Annotated in this window: 5 protein-coding genes; all 5 read left to right on the forward strand. The window is 38.0% G+C overall.

Features of this window, described 5'->3' with window-relative positions:
• The first annotated feature begins 168 nt into the window (after positions 1–168).
• The 5 genes from ACO05S_RS09285 (at position 169) to ACO05S_RS09305 (ending at position 20,732) form a co-directional block, all read left to right on the forward strand.
• Positions 169–9,531 (forward strand): neuraminidase-like domain-containing protein, encoded by a 9,363-nt coding sequence (locus ACO05S_RS09285; RefSeq protein WP_421921235.1) that lies wholly within the window; start codon positions 169–171, stop codon positions 9,529–9,531.
• Positions 9,532–9,860: 329 nt separating this feature from the next.
• Positions 9,861–16,982, forward strand: a complete 7,122-nt coding sequence (locus tag ACO05S_RS09290) for a SpvB/TcaC N-terminal domain-containing protein (RefSeq protein ID WP_421921236.1) — start codon at positions 9,861–9,863, stop codon at positions 16,980–16,982.
• Entirely contained in the window at positions 16,975–17,601 is a 627-nt protein-coding gene (locus tag ACO05S_RS09295; RefSeq protein ID WP_421921237.1) for a hypothetical protein, read from the forward strand. Before ACO05S_RS09290 ends, ACO05S_RS09295 begins: the two co-directional genes overlap by 8 nt.
• A gap of 179 nt (positions 17,602–17,780) precedes the next feature.
• Positions 17,781–19,085 carry an IS1380 family transposase gene (locus tag ACO05S_RS09300; protein ID WP_421921238.1) on the forward strand — a complete coding sequence of 435 codons (1,305 nt, stop codon included), beginning with the start codon at positions 17,781–17,783 and terminating at the stop codon, positions 19,083–19,085.
• A gap of 381 nt (positions 19,086–19,466) precedes the next feature.
• Positions 19,467–20,732: an IS4 family transposase gene (locus tag ACO05S_RS09305; RefSeq protein WP_421921282.1), complete on the forward strand. Its 1,266-nt coding sequence runs from the start codon at positions 19,467–19,469 to the stop codon at positions 20,730–20,732.
• The last annotated feature ends 37 nt before the right edge of the window (positions 20,733–20,769 follow it).

Raw genomic sequence — 20,769 nt, forward strand, 5'->3', positions numbered from 1 at the left:
TAAAAAATATGGTAGTAGCTACGCCTATGACTCTATTTTTAACCTTGACTAAACTCAAAATTCTCAAAACAAGTTAAGAGTCATTTCATTATAAAGCCAGTATAATAATTTGAAACACCAATATCGATTTTATGAAAACACAATCGATATGAAATAATTTATTTAAATATGACAGATAAAATTGATTTATACGATGAGTTAGGCCCTGGTGGAGAACTGAGTGGTCCTAATCCAATTAAGGGATATCAATACAATTCCTTTATGATTTCAGGTCGAGTTTACGATCATTCCACATCAGGTTTGGGAAGGGGGTTGGATATATATGCCTACCAACATGATTCTGAAAACTTGGTATTCAAGAAAAAAGTTGCATGTAAAGCTGATGGAAGCTTTAGCATCCAGTTTTTGGAGAGTGAAGTAATTACCGACAACTATCAAAATCCAATTGAACTTTTCGTTTACCAGGGAGGCACACAGCTAGGTTTAGTTGGCGATGGCAATGTTTATATTACCGCAGCTCAGCCACTCTACTTAAAAAGACTTTTCATTGCCACAAGGTCTTCTGTAAGCGGTGTTGTGAAACGCCAAAACCTTGTGAATGCTTCGGGATGTTTAATTGAACTTTACAAAGATACAAACAACGACCCTGCTACTGCAGAATTAATTGAAAATGCAAATGCATTTACCAACATTAACGGAGAATATAAAATTCCATATGTTGGTAATATTAGAAACTCTTTGCGATTAAAGTTCTATAACAATGAAGATATTGAAACAAGTACCAGCGATCCGGCAAGTTTAACTAGTACGCCTGTCGAAATTGCAGATATCACCGAACCATTTACTGGCGAAGCTCCTACTATTGGAGAATTAATTGAAGATTCAGAGAATGGTAAAATCTTCGAAGTTGTAGCAATCAACGGAAGCGATCTCACCAAAAGACTTGTTTCCTGGAGCGATGAAAGTACTCCCAGAGCGAAATATTTATGGACATATATCTGGTCTGATGGTAAGAATTATCAGGTGCTAGACCGAAAAGTTGTATACCAAGCAGATGGAAAATCAAGAGAGTGTTATACACGAGTTCCAGAAGAATCATTTAATCCTGCAAACCAAACTATTCTTGATAAACTAACAGAAACCTACAAGGCATATTGGTCTCCTTTATTGGTGACAAGCAATCAGGAAGAAGAAGTAAACTATATGTTTACAAACAATACTCTTGATGATTATACAAAAATTATACATCGTGAAGAAGAGCTTATTCCTGCAAGTGCATCAACCGATAGTGCTACTCCTGTTCGAAGCTTGATTAAAGGCTATAGTGCAGAAGATACGCCATTTGTTGCATCATTAATTGGTGCTACCGAAGAAGATGTTCAAGATTTAAGCCAGGCACGAGATTTTAACACCCAAATGAAATTAAATCATGAAGGTATCCTATTCGGACTAATTAAAAAAGGAGTAGAATTAGATATTACTGCTTTCTTTAGCATGTCTGAAACAAACTTAAAATCAAAAATACAAGAAGCAGTTAATGACAATGTTATTCCTGAACTAAATGACATACAAGCAGCTTTAGATGAGATTAAAGAAGGCCTGATCGAGATTGTTACAGTGAAATACGATGACATTTTTGAAGGAATAACTGATACTACTGTTCAGGCAGTTAATGCTAACTCGACCAAAAAGACTAGCTTTATTAAAACAATGGTAAAGTATACCTACGATAATAAAAGACTGGATGCAAGCTTTTGGGCCGAATTAAGCTTTAGTGCACAAGAAGAACAGCAGCTGATGAGAGCCGTTCAATACAGTGAAGTCTGTAACAACAACGAAGACTTTATTAACCGCTATGTTGTATCAGGAACCTTACAGTCATTCAGTGTACTTCTGAGCAAAACCAAAGCAGAAATTGAAACTGAGATTACATCAGGAGTATTGGCTTCAGAAGACATGCCAGATGGCATTACTACTGCTGAAGCATATGCTGATTATATTTACACTCAGATAGAAGATAAGTTTGCTACAGAATCTCTTCTTTATGATTTGGCGAACACCAGCTTTACCATTGAAGGCGATACTGAATTAACAACAAAGTTTAACAGTTTAAGAGCAAAACTAATCACCGAAACGTTAGATAGTACTTCTCATTTTTATGATATTGCTTACACGGCTGGTTATACTTTTAATATTGAGCAAGGACCTGTTCGCGATTTTCTTGAAACCAGCGAGGTCGATACAGCTTTAGCATCTTTCTACAGCGGATTAACTCCATACGATAAGCAGGACTGGATTCAATTTATGACCATTATTCAGCGTGTTTACAGTATTACTTCAGAGGGTAAATTTGAAACCATTAAGGCATTAATTGAAAAAGATTACCTATCGGCTTACGACGTTGTTAAAGCCGGAAGAAGCAATTTTATCAATACGATGAATGGTACGTTAGCCGAGGCAAAAAGCCTGAAAATTTACAAGGCTGCCGAGTACAAGGTGAACAAAGCACTTACTATTCTAAACAAATATTCGGGCAATTCGAATGCAGGAATGCCAATTGTGGTGAAGGATAAAAAGTTAGAATCTGGCGATGCAAGCAAGGTTCAATTGCTAAGCCTTCCGGAAATGTCAATACTTTTTGGCGATCAGGATGTAACAGATACCAAACATGGAGAATCTGTATTAGGTCCTGCTGCTTATTTGGTAGATGTTTTAAATGTATTGAAACAATTTAAAGTGAGCGATACCGCTGGCAAAGAAAGCTTATACGATAAGCTTGTTGAACGCCGTCCAGACATTGAGCAAATCCCTTTAAATTGTACTAACGCAGTAACGCGAATTCCATACATTGATTTGGTAATGGAAATTCTCGAAAGTGCTGTTTATTACAATGAAAATGGTAGTTATCAGATTACAAATTGGGATACCACTAAAACCGAAGAACAGCTAAAAACCGATCCTGAATATACGCAGTATGCTGTATACGACAAGATCAAGAAAAACACAATAAGCTCATGGTTGTCTAAACCATTTGACTTGTTTAGCGAAGAGCTGAAGTTATTTGGTAAAGCATTGGGCATTAACCGTACTAAACTTGCTGAACCTTATAGCAACTTAAGCAATGCAGCCAATCCTTGTTTCGATGTATTAGGGCTAACAAAGGAAGAACAAGTTCTGTTCCCTGCAAGCTCTGTGGAAACAGATGCTGCTCTTGATTTTGCTTTTGATTCAGTTTTTGGAGTAAATCCTGATCCTGCACCTACTCAGTTACCGATTAAAGATTTTCTTGAAAAATCAATAATGACACTTGATGAATTCAAGGCTTTAATTGATTCTTACTATGTGAATCCTTATGTGACAGATGGACAAGACTTTCAACGATTTACAATTCACTACAGCGGAAAACAGGAATTAAGTACAGCTTATCTTGATTTTGGTTCAGAATCAAGATTGAAAGCCTTTTTAATGCGTATGTTCCAGTTTCGCCGTTTGATGATGGTAACAGAATGGTCGGCTCCAGTTTTAGATGCACTTTTAGTTAATACTGAGTACAAGGCTTATTACAACACTACAAACAGTAATAACAATTTGATTACCTCGGATGCAGTGAATCGTATTGGCCATGCTAAAATGGTTCAGGAATATTTGGGCTTAAATGACAATCAGGTAGCTGGTGTATTTGGAAAAGCTGTTGTTTTGGAGTATGAAAAAATCACATCCTTTATCAACCGATTCTTTATTAATAATGACTTGGCAAAAGAGCATAAAGAAACATTAAAAGAATGGTTAAGCATTGATGATGATAGTGGTGCTCCTGTTAATGCCCTGGCATATAACAAAGAAGGAGAACCTCATGTATTCCTGGAATACTTGCAAAATGCGATGAATTTGGATAAAGATGAGCTATTGGCATTATCATCTTTATTGGAATTAGATAACAATGCACCAAAATTAACTGCTACTGGTATTCAAAACATGATTACAGGCTGGCAATTGGCTGAAGCTTATGGACTGAGTATTGATGAGTTTGTAAAGTATTGTCAGTTCATTCAGTTTGATGTTACAAAATCGTTGGTTAAGAGTGTAGATACCCTAACAATTGCTCAGAAAATAGCAATCGCCAACCAGACGAATGTACTGGAGTTATTGTTTTTGTTAAATCATCAGGGAACTGAAGAAGAATTGCAAAAATTCGATGAGAAAGCCCTTACCATGGCTAAAAACATCTTCGAAAAGAAAGATGAAATTGATGCTGATGATCCTGAATTATCTGCTAAAGTCAGTGCAATTATCGAAGAGCAATTACAACTAAACACTCCATTGGAAGCTGCATTTATTAGCAAGTCTATTACCGAACAATCAATTGATGCTTCAACAGTTACAGACTATGTAATCGCAAGTGATCCAACAGTGGAAACTGATGCTTACGACAAATTATCCATTGCTTTAAAGCACTGTTTAAAAGCGCTGGCTCTATGCGAGCAAATGGGTATTGAGGAAAACGATTTAGCTAATATCGCAAGCAGTCCAGTTGATATCTTTAACTTACCATTGGATGAAGCACAAGCTGTATCTTTTGATAATTTTTGTAAACTTTCAGCAATTTGCCAAGCCGGGCAATACCTTAACGAAGAGAAAAACCGATTCGAGTTTTACAATCAAGTTCTTACTGTTGATAAAGCGAGTCTTACTCTTACAGATTATATTGACTGGTTCTCAATTTTATCAGATTGGGAGCACAATGATGAATTAGAGTCTAGCAAGTACAACAGCAACCTGAACTGGTTCTTACAGGCTGGAGAAATCAATCAGTTTTTAAACAGATATGGTATTTCTTCTGCAGATGCTCTTAAGCTGATTAAATGGAATTGGGCCAATGCAACTGAAGCAGAACAAAGTGTAAAAAGCATAGCAGCCATTGCTCAGGATAAGGCAAATTCAGGAATTTACAATGCAGAAATGACTGCAGGACGTGATAAACTCCGTACAAAACAACGCGATGCATTGGTACATTACTTGTTTGAAAAAAACAGTGGACAATTTACCGACATCTACGACCTGTATTCTTACTTTTTGATTGATACACAAATGACCCCAGCAGTTTCGAGCAGCCGTATTTTACAGGCTACATTAACTGTACAGGCATTTATTCAACGAATTCAGCTAGGGCTTGAAACAGACATCACATTCACCAAAAAAGATGCGAAAAAATGGGAGTGGATGAGTTTATACCGAGTTTGGGAAGCCAATCGTAAAATTTTCTTATACCCCGAAAACTGGTTGGAACCTGAATTGCGCGATAACAAAACTCCATTCTTTAAAGAACTGGAAAAAGAGCTAACAGGTAAAGAAATTACCAAAGAGGCCGTGGAAAATTCTTATATGGATTACATTTCCAAATTCGAACAAGTAGCCAATATCGAAATCTGCCAGATGTACAACGAGGAGCATGACAACTTCACAGTTTTACATGTTATTGGACGTTCTCGTTTCGAGCCTCGCGAGTATTTCTATCGCAAATTGGTGAACGAATCGTACTGGACACCTTGGGAGAAAATGGGAATTGAGATCAACACTGAGCACATTGCCCCTGCAATTATTAAGGACCGATTGGTAGCATTCTGGTTAGAATGTACTGATTCTGCAAAAGAACCAACTGACGATGATTTATCAGTAGACCCAAATACCACATCAAAAATTACTCCTAAACGGACTAAAAAACAATTGCAAATGCAATTATGTTGGAGTGAATTAATTGATAACAAATGGACTCGTAAACGCTCATGTGAGGATAAAGTGTTGATTGACGATGAAGGAACAGATGAGAAGTTTGACTACCGTTTGGTTTATGAGGAAGGAGACACCAACTATCTGCATATTTTAAATGCACCAAAGTCTCACCTTGGTGAAAACAAAGGCTTTACTTTCACTGTAGAATGCTTTAATCATATTCATCTAACAAAACAATCTTATTTCAAGGGCAAAAGCTATGTTATGCCACAAGGCATGAGTACCTACGGACAAAAAGCACAAATGACAAACGGCAAAGCTTGGTTATCCTTACCTGTAGCAGCCACCAACGGAGTTGCCTATGCCAACAATGTGGTCGAGAACATTAAGGGACGTACACGTTTGGTGTATCCACACCAATACAAACACTTTATGTGTAATTCTCCTTTTGTAGTTGAAACCAACATGCAATCCGTTGTTTTTGTTCCAACAGTAAAAGCTGAAAAAAGTTCAGTACTCCTTAAAAAAGTAATTCGCTATACCTATACATATCCTTATTTTAGAGTGTTAAGAAGGTATTATCGACCTGAATATAGTTGTCGTTACTACAATTGGGAAAGATATCACGACAATTGGGAAAGGTATCATGACCATTGGGAAAGAAGAGAACGTCGTGAATATAGGATTCCAAAATTTTACACTTGGGAGCACGAATACTTGTCTGTAATTAAAGAAACACCAACTCGTAAAGTAATTTCTTTCGAACTAATAAATAAGGAAGTAAGACTTCTTGAAGCACCAATCTTTAAACCGGATATGAAGGCCAATCTGGCTTATCATCCTTATATGGAAACTTTACGTTCTAACCTACAAAAGTATGGTATAGATGGAATTCTGGATCCTTTAGGTGTTGACGATAAGAATCATCAACTTTTGCCACAACAGGCCAATAAAGATTACCTAAGAGACTTTGAATTGAATAGTGAAGTGGTGAAAAATGTACTTGAAGATGAAAATCCTGGAGACAACATGAAGTACATCGCAGAGCAATTTGAATACGACTCAAGTGGATCCTATTCCTTGTACAACTGGGAGCTGTTTTTCCACATTCCATTCCTATTGGCGAACCGCTTCTTAATCGAAGGCAACTTCGACGAAGCCTTAAGATGGATGCATTACATTTTCGATCCAAGAGAAACAGAGGGAGAAGATGCGGCCAAATACTGGAAATTCAAACCTTTTGCCGATTACAATTCTACTGTAGGTATCGACGATCTTCTGTTCGACTTGAATATGAACAACGAAGACGATCCTTCGAACGTTGAGTTAAACAAGCAAATTGAAATGTGGAGCAGCGATCCGTTTAAGCCACATAATATTGCGCAAATGCGTCCGGGTGCTTATATGAAAGCAGTTATAATGCGTTACCTTGACATTATTATTGCTCATGGCGATAACCTTTTCCGTATCGATACAACTGAATCCATTAACGAAGCGACGCAATATTACATGATTGCCGCTCAATTGTTAGGACGCAAACCAGAAGTTGTTGAAACTGAAATTTTAGAGCCTAAGTCGTACATGCAGATGGAAACAGATGGCATGAGCAAAGCCATCGAGTACTTCGAAGAAGGAATTATTAAGCCGGAAAACGCAGCTTATTTGGAAAAATATGTTGAGTCGAACGAGCTGGAAGTTGCCTCGAAACCATTTAGCAAAGACAAAGACAAGAAAGGCTTACTTACCGATATTTACGGAACACTTGAACATGAAGGTGATGTGGCCAAGTTGTACTTTGGCATTCCAAAGAATGATAAAATGCTGGCTTACTGGGATCGTGTGGCCGACAGACTGTTCAAAATTAGAAACAGCTTGAACATAGATGGTATCAAACGAACCGTAGCCTTGTTTGCACCGCCAATTGATCCGGCATTGTTGATTCGCGCTCGTTTGGCTGGTATCAGCATTGGTGAAGTAATGAAACAGAAGGATGCCAATCCAACTGAATATCGCTTCCAGACCTTATTGCAACGTGCATTAGAGATTTGTAGCGAAGTGCAGTCATTGGGTTCACAATTGCTATCGGCACTTGAAAAAGGAGATACCGAAAAAATTAGTGTATTGCGTGCCAACCACGAAAAAACATTAACCGAGCAGGTAACAGAAATTAAAGAGAAAAGTGTTGAAGAAGCCGAAGAAGCCATTGAGCAACTGAAATTGCAGCAGGAAAATACCCAATTCAGGGAAAAATACTATCGCAAGAAGAAGAAAATTAGTGGCAAGGAAAGGCAGCAGTTATTATTTATGGATGCTGGAATGGCATTACAAACTGCTTCTCAGTATATGAAGGTTACTGCGGCTTCAGCTGCAATGTTTCCTGATATTACATGGGGAGGCTCAGGCTTTGGTGGTTCACCTCACTTTGTTACGCATCACGGTGGTAAAAAGATAGCAGACTCCGGACTAAAATTTGCTGATGCATTAAGTCTATTAGGATCAATTTCCAGTCATATGGGTACACGTACTGGAATTGTAGCCGGATACGAACGCCGCAAACAAGACTGGAATTTCCAGGCAGATGTAGCCAAGCAAGATCTGGAGCTATTGAAGCAACAGGAAATATCTGCTGAAATTCGCAAGGCAATTGCTTTAAAAGATTTACAGAACCATGAGCTACAGGTAGAGCAAAGCCAAGAAAGCTTTGATGTATTAAGCACTAAGTTTACCAACGAACAACTTTACTTGTGGATGGCTGGGGAGATTAATACCCTTTATCGCTCTGCCTTTGATATGGCCTATGAAATGGCAAAACAGGCCGAAGGTGCTTACAACTTTGAGTTGTGTCCTGACAATCCAAGATTGCCATTGGCAACTGATTTCTTTAATGCACAGAACAAAGGTTTATTGGCAGGTGAAAAACTGTACATGGAGTTGAAGAAGATGGAAGCGGATTACCTGGCAAATAACAAACGCAAGTTTGAATTGACCAAGCATGTATCATTGGCTCTATTAAATCCTCAAAAGATTTTGGATTTACGCAGCGGAGGAACCTGTACCATCGATCTGCCGGAAGTATTATTCGACATAGATCATCCAGGACATTTTAAACGTCGCATTAAGAGTGTGTCCTTAAGCATTCCATGTGTAGCAGGTGCTTACACCTCTATTTCAGCAGACCTGAGCTTAATTAACAGCTCCATTGTAACAGATGATCAGGGAACCGTATTTTCTCCTAAAAAGAAAGTTACGCGAATGGCTACCAGCAATGCTGTAAATGACAGTGGTTTGTTCGAGTTGAATTTCAACGATGCACGCTATTTGCCATTTGAAGGAGCAGGAGCTGCTAGTGAGTGGGTAATTACATTGCCAAATACAGTTCGCCAGTTCGATTACAACAGTATAAATGATGTAATTATGCACATTAACTACACGTCAGAGGATGCTGGTAACAGGACAACTGTTGAAAACAATCTGGTTAGCAATTTAAATAGCTTGGTAGAAGGTGAAGTCTTTGTTACCATGTTCAGTCTAAAAGCGCAATATCCAGATGCCTGGGCTAAAATACTCACAGAACAAGTGATTATTGATGTTAGCAAATCTCAATTGCCATTCTATTTGCAAGAGCAAAATATTGAAATCAAAGGAGTTGATACAGTTGTTCTTTCCGGAAAGAATCAGATTACCAGAGAACTTTTCGATGGTACAGATCCAATGGAAGAAGATAATACCATAACTATTCCAATGACTGATATAAGAGAAGCAGATGACCTGATGGTTGTAATGAAATACAAAGTTGCATAAAGCAAGAATTTAATCCTTCAAGACGAGTTTGATCTTTCATGTAAAGGTTAACAAATCTAAGGGATAAATTCCTCCCGGAAGTCCTGTAAAACACTATAACTTCGCACAAGTCCTTGCGTGTGGTATAGAACTAAAGAATGCAAGAGCAATCAGCTCTTGCAACGGGACTTCCATCGCTTTTTAAGAATTGTATTCGGATACGCTTATTAAATTTTTGTACAATAAACAATCATGATAAAGTATGGAATAGCAAGATCACAGCCTTCATCATTCTTGGAGCTTGTAACCTAAAGCTTAATACTTTGTACTTGATGACAATTAATATTCTTATGAATTTCAATCAATCGGAACAATCCGAACAAAATAAAAATACTCAGTCATCAGCCTTGCCACAATCGAATATTACTCCGATAGGACAAGCTGTAGATGTTGATAAAAACGATGGTGCAAAAAAAGGATCTCAATCATTAATTAATCTGCCCAAAGGTGGTGGTGCAATCAAAGGGATTGGCGAAAAGTTCGAAACCAATCCGGTTACCGGTACCTTCTCAATGAGTGCGCCACTGGCCATTAGTCCTGGTCGAAATGGCTTTACACCACAACTGGGATTATCCTATAATTCTGGCAGTGGCAATTCTCCATTTGGATTAGGCTGGGGTGTTGGTGTCCCAAATATCACCCGCAAAACCGACAAAGGTTTGCCACAATATGACGACATCAACGAATCTGATACTTTCATCCTTTCAGGTGCTGAAGATTTGGTCCCCGTTGATGAGGCACCAAGAACTATAGACAATTTTAGCATCAAACGCTATATGCCGCGCACCGAAGGTTTGTTTGTGCAAATAGAACAATGGCGCAACACCACAAACGGCGATATACATTGGCGTACCATTTCCAAAGAAAATCTTATTTCGGTTTACGGACAAGATGCTAGCGCTCGAATAGCTCATCCCGAGGATGCACGAAAAGTATTTAGCTGGTACCTTCAGGAAAGCTACGATACCAAAGGCAACTTAATGCGCTATTCTTATCTAAAAGAAAACAGCGATAATGTTTCGCCAGAGGTATACGAAAAGCACCGCTTGGCAAACAACAAAGCCTTTACCAATATTTATCCCGACCAGGTGCAATATGGCAATACAGCCATGTACGACCCGGCTGCAGGTACTTATAATGGCGACTGGCTTTTTGCTTTGGTCTTTGACTATGGCAACTACAGCACATATTCGAGCAATGGAAGTGCGCTAACGCCAACATCCAATTGGGATACACGTCAAGATCCATTCTCGGTTTACCGTGCAGGTTTCGAAATGAGAACTTACCGTTTGTGTCAACGTGTACTAATGTTCCATTATTTTGCTGATGATTTGGCAGCAGATGCTACTTTGGTGAAATCCACCAATCTGCAGTACAACAAAGATGAGCACATGGCACAGTTGATCCAAGTGCAACATCAATCACATGATAGCGCGGAAACAGCGAGCATGCCACCACTCACTTTTACCTACAGTGAGGCGCAAGTGAGCGACAAACTTCATAGTATCGATCAAGATCATTTGAATCATCTGCCCAATGGACTGGCAACATCTGGTTGGCAATGGGCCGATTTATATGGGGAAGGCATCAGCTCTCTGCTAAAAACAGAGAACGAAGCCTGGTACTACAAACCAAACTTGGGTGATGCACGTTGGACCGACAGCACAGAAAGCATTGCCGAACCAACCCCTGTTTTTGGAGAAGTGCAGCAAATTGACCTAAAGCCAAATGCCATCAAAGCCAAGGCTGCATCTTTTTACCTGGGCGATGTAAATAGCGATTCGCAGCCAGAACTGGTAGTAAATGCACCAGGCGTAAATGGCTATTACAGCTATAAAGACGGAGAATGGCAGAATTTCCAGGCTTTCGACAACATGCCTAATATAGAAATGAGCCATCCCGATGTAAAACAAATAGACCTTTCTGGTGATGGATTGGGTGATTTGTTAATCAGTCGTGGAAATTATTTTGAGTTATACCTGTCGGCCGGAAAAGAAGGCTACAAAGGTTATCGCAAGGTGGATTTGGGACATGATGATGACATGGCTCCCGTAGTTCTCTTCTCCGATGCCAAAAACTCTGTTTACTTAACAGATATGACAGGCGACGGCTTGAGTGATATTGTACGCATTACTCACAACTCAGTGTGTTACTGGCCAAATATGGGTTACGGACGTTTTGGCGAAAAAGTACTAATGGCCAATCCTCCTTTGTTGGATGCTCCTGATCGTTTTAATCCATCAAGAGTACTTCTTACAGATGTTGATGGTACAGGAACAACCGACATCATCTATTTGGATGCTTTGCAAGTTACTTACTCTAAAAATCAGGCTGGTAACTCTTGGAGCGATGCATTCCATATTTCTGCTTTTCCAACCATTGACAATTTATCACAGGTTTCTGTTACAGATTTAATGGGGAATGGTACATCTTGTTTGGTATGGTCATCACCATTACAGCATCATCAGCATCACCTGTTATTTGTAGAGCTAACATCAGGCGTGAAGCCTTACTTACTTACCCAATTCGAAAACAATATGGGGCGAAAGGTAAGCCTTCAGTATGCTCCGTCAAGCAAGTTTTTCATGCAGGATAAATTGGCTGGAAAGCCATGGATTACTCGTCTGCCCTTCCCTGTTCAGGTTTTGGAGCGTGTGGAAGATCACGAACAAGTAAGCGATACAAAATTGGTGAGCCTTTACGCATATCATCACGGGCACTACGATGTTCACGAACGTGAGTTTCGTGGTTTTGGTATGGTAGAACAATGGGATACCGAGCACCTAATCGATTCCTATTCACAAGAAAGTGATTATCATCAGGATCCTGTCTATACCAAAAGTTGGTTTCACAATGGCGCTTACGACAACAGAGAAGCCATTTCTACTCAATTTGTACAGGAATATTTTTCGGTCGACAATGATTCCTGGGAGTTAGCAGACTCAGTTCTTCCATCAGGCTTGACCTTTGAAGAAGAACGTGAAGCATGCCGTGCTCTGCGCGGACAATTGCTGCGATCGGAAATTTATGGCCAAGATGCTTCGGCAGTGGAAGATATCCCTTACCTGGTGGAAGAAAAGAACATGACTGTTAAGCTCCTACAGCCAAAAGGTGAGAACAAGCATGCCGTATTTTTGCCAATTAACAACGAGGCCATCTCCTATCATTACGAACGTGATGCTGATGATCCTAGAATAGCGCATTCCGTAACATTAAATACCGATGAGTATGGCAATGTGTTGGAAGCTTTCAATATTGCTTATCCACGACGTGATACCAATGCTACAAACGAGCAAAAAAGCTTGAAAGTAGTTTGCACACAAAATAGCTATATCAATCGCTCCGAAACCAATCTTCAAATTATTGGAGTTCCGTACGAAAGCAAACAGCTTGAGTTTACGGGCCTGGTATACAACGATGAACCTTTTAGCAAAGAAAGCTTACAGGCAGCATTGGATTTTGCTACTGAAATTAATTTCTCAGCCTCTCCGTCGAGCGGATTGGAGAAACGTTGTTTCCAACATCAGAAATCATTTTTCTACGATGAAGCTTTAACCGATAGCTTGCCTTTAGGCGAAATCGCTTCTCATGCTCTGCTCTACAAATCGCTTAATGCTGATTTAACTGAAGATTTGCTTAATAGCTTAGATGCAGCAGGTGATAAATACACCATTGACCGTCTGAGCAACGAAGCAGCCTATGTATTTGAACCTGGTGCAAATGGGAAACCAGGAGTATGGTGGATTCCTTCTGAAGTTATTAGCTTTGATCCATTAGCCTTTTATCTGCCAAAAACACAAAGCGATGTATTTGGAAACAGCACTCAAATGTATTACGACAATTACAAGTTGCTACTTACCGAAACCATAGATGCCCTTGGTTATAAGAGTACAGCTGAGGTTGATTACCGGGTGTTGCAGGTAAAAAAACTAACAGATCCCAACGGCAATAGTCAGGAATTGGCTTTCGATACCCTTGGTATGGTATCGGCTGTAGCTTTGGTAGGCTCGAGAGGCGAAGGCGATACATTGTCCGATCCAAGCATGAAATACAGCTACGATTTAAATGCATGGTTAAGCGATCAAAAACCTGCGCAAGGACATGTAGAGTTGCGAGTTAAGCACGGCACTGGCAATACAGGTTGGATGGAAAGCTACGAATACACCGGAGGTTGGGGAAATTTGGTAATGACTAAAGTACAGGCCGAAGATGGCGATGCCATGCAGATAACCGATGGTCATGTAGAAACGGTATATACAACAAATCGTTGGGTAGGCACAGGGCGTACCGTGTATAACAACAAAGGTGAGGTAGTAAGACAATACGAACCTTATTTTAGTACCACACACGAATACGAAGATGAAGAGGTGCTTGTACAACATGGAGTAGGTCCTGTTTTACACTACGATGCCCTGGGACGAAACATTAAAACTGATTTGCCGGATGGCACCCTAACTAAAGTGGAATTTACCCCTTGGGAGCAATACAATTACGATCAAAACGATACTGTTTTGGAAAGTCAATGGTATCAGGAAAACAAGGTTACGAATTCGGGCTTAGGTGATCGCCCTGATTTGCGCGATAAGATTAAGGGTGACAGAGGAAATATAGGCGATAATATTTCCCCAGATCCAAACAATCCGGGAGGCTCGATTGACTTACCAGATCCTACTGATCCAATTGATCCGGAAAATCCGCAATACCCTATTGACACAGAACTCATCGAATCCAATGTAAGGGTAGTACTACAGACTGAAAAACATGCCAACACTCCTCAGGTACGATATTTCGACAATCTTGGGAGAGAGTACATGGTAGAAGACGACAATGGCGACTATGGTAAATATCGCGTTCACACAAAACTGGATATTGCAGGTCGTCCGGTAGAAGTTACCGATGCAAAAGGCAGGCTTATGACTACCAATACATTTGCCATGCAACAAGCTTTGCAGGTGCACAATATCGATTCGGGTACTCGCACATTGTTAAATGATGCTACCGGACAGCCCCTTTATTCCTGGGACAGCCGTAACCATAAGGTTCGTATGACTTACGATACTTTGCGACGCCCATTAGCTACTTACTTAAAAGAAGGAAACAATGCCGAAATAAAAGTACAAGAACAAGTATATGGTACTTCCGATTTTCTGAACAACATCGGTCAGTTGGAATTCCAATACGACCAAAGTGGTCGTACACAAATGGTAAGCTACGATTTTAAAGGAAATCCTGAAATGACCGCATATACTTTTTATGCAGCTTACCAAGCTTATAAAAACCTGAACAACAACCCAGCCTATATGCCAACAACCCACACCAACGAAATAAGTGTTGATGCCCTTAATCGCCCGGTAAGCAAAATTTTGCCCGATGGTTCGGTAGAAACCTACCAATACAACAAAGCGGGTTTGTTGGAAAGTTTAACATCTGGTGGACAGGCCTACATAAATAATATTAACTACAATGAAAAAGGGCAACGTACTGATATTTATTATGCCAATGGCAGCAAAACCAAATACGAATACGATGCTAAAAACTTTCGTTTAACACGTTTGTTGACAACTCGTAATACGGGTGCTGATATTTTGCAGGATTTGAATTACACTTACGATCCGGTTGGAAATATTGTGGAACAGGTTGACAATGCAAAGCAAACTTTCTACTACAGCAACACCGTAATAGAACCAAAAGGACAATATGAGTATGATGCCTTGTACCGTTTGGTAAAAGCCACAGGGCGAGAGCTAAACAGCTTGGCCGTGCCAACACATAGCGATTTTGCCAATAACATTGGTCTGCCCAACACAGCTGCCAATGCCATGCAAAACTATACGCACAACTACACTTACGACGAGTTGGGGAATATGCTAAACGTGAATGCCAAAGGCGATTGGACCCGCGACTACTTTTACAATACCCACAACAATTTTCTGCAAGGGCATACGGTATTGGTAAACGAATATAGCTACGATGCCCACGGCAATATGCTAAACATGCCTCACCTGCAAGCCATGCATTGGGATTACAACGATTGGCTGACCCAGGTAGACTTAGATACAAGCGGCAACAAAGCCTATTATGTGTACAATGCAGCTGGCGAGCGCGTGCGAAAAGTTGTAATAAAAGACAATATCCACGAAGAACGATTTTATTTTGGTGATTTCGAAATATATCATAAATTTGTTAGCGGTTCGTTGGTAACTGAGCGCACAACTGTTAATATCTCAGACGATAAGAAAAAGATAGCAACAGCCGAAACGCTCACCATTGATCAAGGTTCTTTGACAGTTAATCCTGTAGCAGTTATTCGCTATCAGTACGACAATCATTTGGGTTCTGCCTCTTTAGAGTTAGACGAAAGTGCCGACATCATTTCTTACGAAGAGTACCATCCTTTTGGAACTACCTCGTACAGAAGTGGACGCAGCGAGACCGAAACCTCTCAAAAGCGTTACAAATATGTAGGCAAGGAAAGAGATGAGGAGACTGGCCTGTACTATTATGGTTTCCGTTACTATGCGGCCTGGATTTGTAGGTTTGTGAGTGTGGATCCTTTGCAGTTTGAGTATCCTCATTATACACCGTTCCAATATGCCGGGAACAAACCGATTACTTATATTGATTTGGATGGGTTGGAGGAGGCTCCTGGATTATATTCGAATTCATGTGACGATTTACAATTTGAAAGAGAATATGGTCTTTTACCTGATCAAATATGGGATACTGCTGTAAATGGATTAAATAATATTGCCGCTATTTGGATTGAAATATTTCTAACTGATGAAAAAGAGGGTAGTGTAATTCGAAAAATGTTTGAAGATGAAGGAATTATTCTATCTAATGATATTCCTAATGAAGAGTTAGGCGATATTTTTAAAGTCCGTTTTAGAGATAGAGAGCCAGAGATTGAAGTAACGGGAATGGGATATATAGAAGATGTAACTGATACTTTCATTGCTACAGTAGATCTAGCCGCAATACTCTATCCAGATAAAGTAACTGGTTTTATGGCAAAAGCTTCACCTCTTACTTTAAAAGTACTGTCTAGTGGTTTAAATAAAATGCCATCTTGGGTTTTAGAAGGAATAAAGTTTGAAAATAAATATTTCAGTGATCTAATTAAATCTGGAAAAAATGTACATAGAAGAGTTTCTTTTAAAGCCTTGGATGAAGACGGAGAATGGGTTAGAGCAGTAGTAGATGGTGTAATTGATAATGGTGATGACACATTTACATTTATTGAAACTAAATTAAGAAATACCACAGAGCTTACTAAGAATCAAAAAATTGTCTATAAAGCATTGGAAAATGGAGAAGCTATTGCAGTTGGAGACAATGCACTTAACCTATTTGATGAAATTGGACAAAAAGTAAAAGCTGACGTAAAACGAATAAATAAATATAATGACTAGAAAAGAACTATTTTTTCATTTGCTTGAAAAAGAACTTAAAGAGTATGGTTTTAAATACCTTAAATCTAAAAATAAGTTTGTGAAAAGGAGTAATAGTGGAGATTATATAATTGACTTTAATATTTGGCCGAGTTTTATACAGGTTGAAGCAAATCTAAAAATAGTAATTAAGCAAATTGAGGATATCAAGAAAAAGGCTTGGGGCAAAGAATATATAAAAAATATTTCTGTTGGAAGACAAAAATCCTATTTAATTGAAAATCCTGAAGAGGCTATTAGTTGGACTGACAATGAGTCAAATATAAGATACTCTGTAAAAAAAGAAATTGAATTCTATATTAATTATGGCAAACAGTATTTTGAAGAAAGAAGCAATATATCAAAGCTTAATCAAATATTGAATATAAATCCCGGAAATGAGCTTTATGTAGCTTATAATCCATATCAAACAATATATTTAGCAATTATTGTCGCCAAATTAGATAATCATCCAAAATTATTAGAGCTTTATAATATTTATAGAGAAATAATTGGGAAACGAAAACCAAGCTTTTTAGGTAAGTATGATAAACTCGTGAACCATTTGGAATCGCATTACCCAGATAGTCCGAGCTTGTAACTTTTGCACCCCCAGATAGTCCGAGCTTGTACCCCAGATAGTCCGAGCTTGTACTGACTGATGGTGCGAGCGTCTCCCTAAAATCCGCATGTAAAAGTGTAAAAAAGTTGTAAAGCTTAATATTTCAAAGCTTTACAACTTTGATTTTTTCACCTAAATTGGTGATAAAACCTCGCACTATGAAAATACAACAAAGTTCTCATTTATCGCCTTTTGGTGGTTTAAATTTTGTACTTGAAGAATTTGAAAATCTTAAAATTGATCAACTATTATACACCTGCCTACCTAAACTTTCCAGCAATAGTCATTACTCATGGAAAGATCTGATCTTTTCCTTCTGGTCTGTTTACTTTTGCGGAGGAAGTTGCATTGAGGATTTGGGAGAAAACTTTAGAGGTTTTCTAACAGATAGCCCGTATCTAAAAGCCCCTAGTCCAGATAGATTACTTAGTCGATTTAAAGAACTCTCAGAAGCAAAATATGTGTGTAAAACCAAACGCGGAGAAGCAATAAATGAATTTAGCGAAAACCCAACATTGGATATGTTGAATATTAAATTGCTAAAAAGGTTAAACCCAGAAAAATATCTTAAAAGGGATTTGATACTTGACTATGATAACACAATTATTTTTACAGGTAAAGCTGATGCGAAAATGACCTATAAAAGAGAATATGGTTACTGTCCGGGTGTTGGGATTATTGGTAGTGACATTGTAGGCATTCAAAATAGAAATGGCAATAGTGTTGCCTATGCCTTGCAAGAAAAGACATTGGAAACAATGTTTGAAAATCTAAGACAAGAAGGTATTTCAATTGATGCATTCAGAGCTGATAGTGGTTCTTATAAATTTGACATTATAAATACGGTAAACAGGTATGTCAATAAGTTTTACGTTCGTATAAAAATGCGACCTAGTATTTATCAAGCTATTAATAAGGTGAATAATTGGAAGGAAATAAAAACCAAAGATGGCAGAACACTATTTCGTGGATCATCTAAATTTACTCCTTTCAAAAGAGCGGCACAAAATCAAAAGCAAAAAGGATTACTTAAAGAGTATAGAATTGTTGTTACCAAAGAAAATAATCTGGATGGACAGTTAAATGTATTCACCAATGAAGCATGTGTTTATAGTTGTATAATGACTTCTGATTTTGAAAAAACTGATGATGAAATTGTCTTCTTTTATAATCAAAGAGGTACTATCGAAAGAGAGTTTGATGTATTAAAGAATGATTTTGGATGGAGACACTTACCATTCTCTAAACTTGAACAAAACACAGTTTTTCTGATACTTACTGCAATGTGTAGAAATTTATATGATTATATTATTCAAAAATTCTCATCTCGTTATCAAAATCTGAAATCAAATTTTAGAATCAAGAAATTTATTTTTCGATTTATTTGCATTCCAGCTAAATGGATCAGCCATGCCAGGTACAAATATCTGAAAGTATATGGAAAGATAGCTTTCAAGACATAGTATTTCCTGACAGTATGTTGATTTTCTTATTTATTGGCACTTAAATAACAGTTATTCTTTTGGAGAACTGATTATTATCTTTTTACCTCAGGACTAGTCCGCCACATGAGCATTGGTTCATTGCATGCTAATAATGAATTTTTGACTTGCTATTTATCTTATCAGGATTATTATTTATGAAATAAAATTCAAAAATTTGCTTTACTTTATCTACTTGCGGATTTTAGGTACAAGCTCGCGCTCAATGTCATTAAGTTAAGGATGTAAAATGCTGAATAACAGCATAAATAGCAAGGTTTTTAGGCATTTTTTTGCTATATTTATATAGTATTCAGAGAGTTATTATGATGAAAAAAAACTACTAAATTTATTGTAGAAAAAATACGAGAACATTTATTTTCGGAACAATTAAAGTTTCAGTTTCGAATGAATGAAAAGGATTTTACCCGAGATAGAGTCTTAACATTCTCAACCACATTAGTCTTCATGATGAATTTTTTAAGAAAAAGTCTTGCCATAGAGATTTATAGTTTCGTTAAGAATATCAATATAAGATCATTTTCGAAAAGTGCCTTTGTGCAGAGCCGAAAGAAAATTGATCCTCGTGTTTTTAAGGAACTTTCTCAGGTGTTAACTCATGAATTTTATACCGATAATGATGAGTCTGTAAAACTCTGGAAAGGCTTTCGGTTATTAGCTGTTGATGGAACCAGAATATCTTTGCCTGATACAAAAGAGTTAAGATCCATTTATGGCGCTACAAAAAATCAAACCAAAACAACTGTGGCTCAAGCCCGATTGTCTGTTTTATATGACGTACTAAACAATTACGTGATTGATGGAAAGTTAGGAGCTTTGTCGACAGGCGAAAAATCATTAGCAATAGACCATTTACAAACTACTCAAAGCAATGATTTGGTTATTTATGATAGAGGATATCCTTCTTTCGATTTGATTTATGAACACTTACAATTAGAAATTGATTGTTTAATCCGAGCAAAAATTAGCTTTAATGCTGCAACACAAAAGTTTATTGCAAGTGGTAAATATTCAAGCATCATTGATATGAAGCCGGGCAAAAATGTATCGTTAAAGAATAAAACTTACTCCAAAAATGATTCGATAAAAGTACGCTTAATTAGAGTAGATCTCGCTGATGGAACAACAGAACTGTTAATGACAACTTTATTATGCAGTAAAAACTATCCTACGGGAATTTTCAAGGATTTGTATTTTAAACGATGGGGAGTAGAAAATTTCTATGATGAATTAAAGAATAAGATAAAAGTAGAATTGTTTTCAGGTTATTCAAATCAGTGCATTCTGCAAGATTTTTATGCAGCTCTATTCATCTCAAATATTCAAACTCTGATGGTAACAGAATTGAATGATGAATTACAGGAAAATCAAACAACAAAGTATAAATACAAAGTAAACAGTAATTTATCCTATGGATTCTTGAAAGATCGAATTGTAGAATTGTTTCTTTCAAACAAAGATATAGACACCGTTTTTTCAGAACTTAAAGATATTTTCAGAAAGCATCTGATTCCAATAAGACCCAATCGAAGTTTTGAAAGGCATAAGGATAAATACAGAAATAGAGTTAAACCAAAGGTCACTAAAAACCAACGCAATGCATTGTGAAGTGACCTTAACTTAATGACATTGAGCTCGCGCTAGC

The sequence above is a fragment of the Marinifilum sp. genome (genome assembly GCF_965230805.1).
Taxonomy (GTDB): Bacteria; Bacteroidota; Bacteroidia; order Bacteroidales; family Marinifilaceae; genus Marinifilum.

Bases quoted from the DNA above. Each gene is read 5' to 3' on its own strand.
- ACO05S_RS09290 (WP_421921236.1), top strand. From the start codon at position 9,861: ATGAATTTCAATCAATCGGAACAATCCGAACAAAATAAAAATACTCAG.
- ACO05S_RS09285 (WP_421921235.1), top strand. From the start codon at position 169: ATGACAGATAAAATTGATTTATACGATGAGTTAGGCCCTGGTGGAGAA.
- ACO05S_RS09295 (WP_421921237.1), top strand. From the start codon at position 16,975: ATGACTAGAAAAGAACTATTTTTTCATTTGCTTGAAAAAGAACTTAAA.
- ACO05S_RS09300 (WP_421921238.1), top strand. From the start codon at position 17,781: ATGAAAATACAACAAAGTTCTCATTTATCGCCTTTTGGTGGTTTAAAT.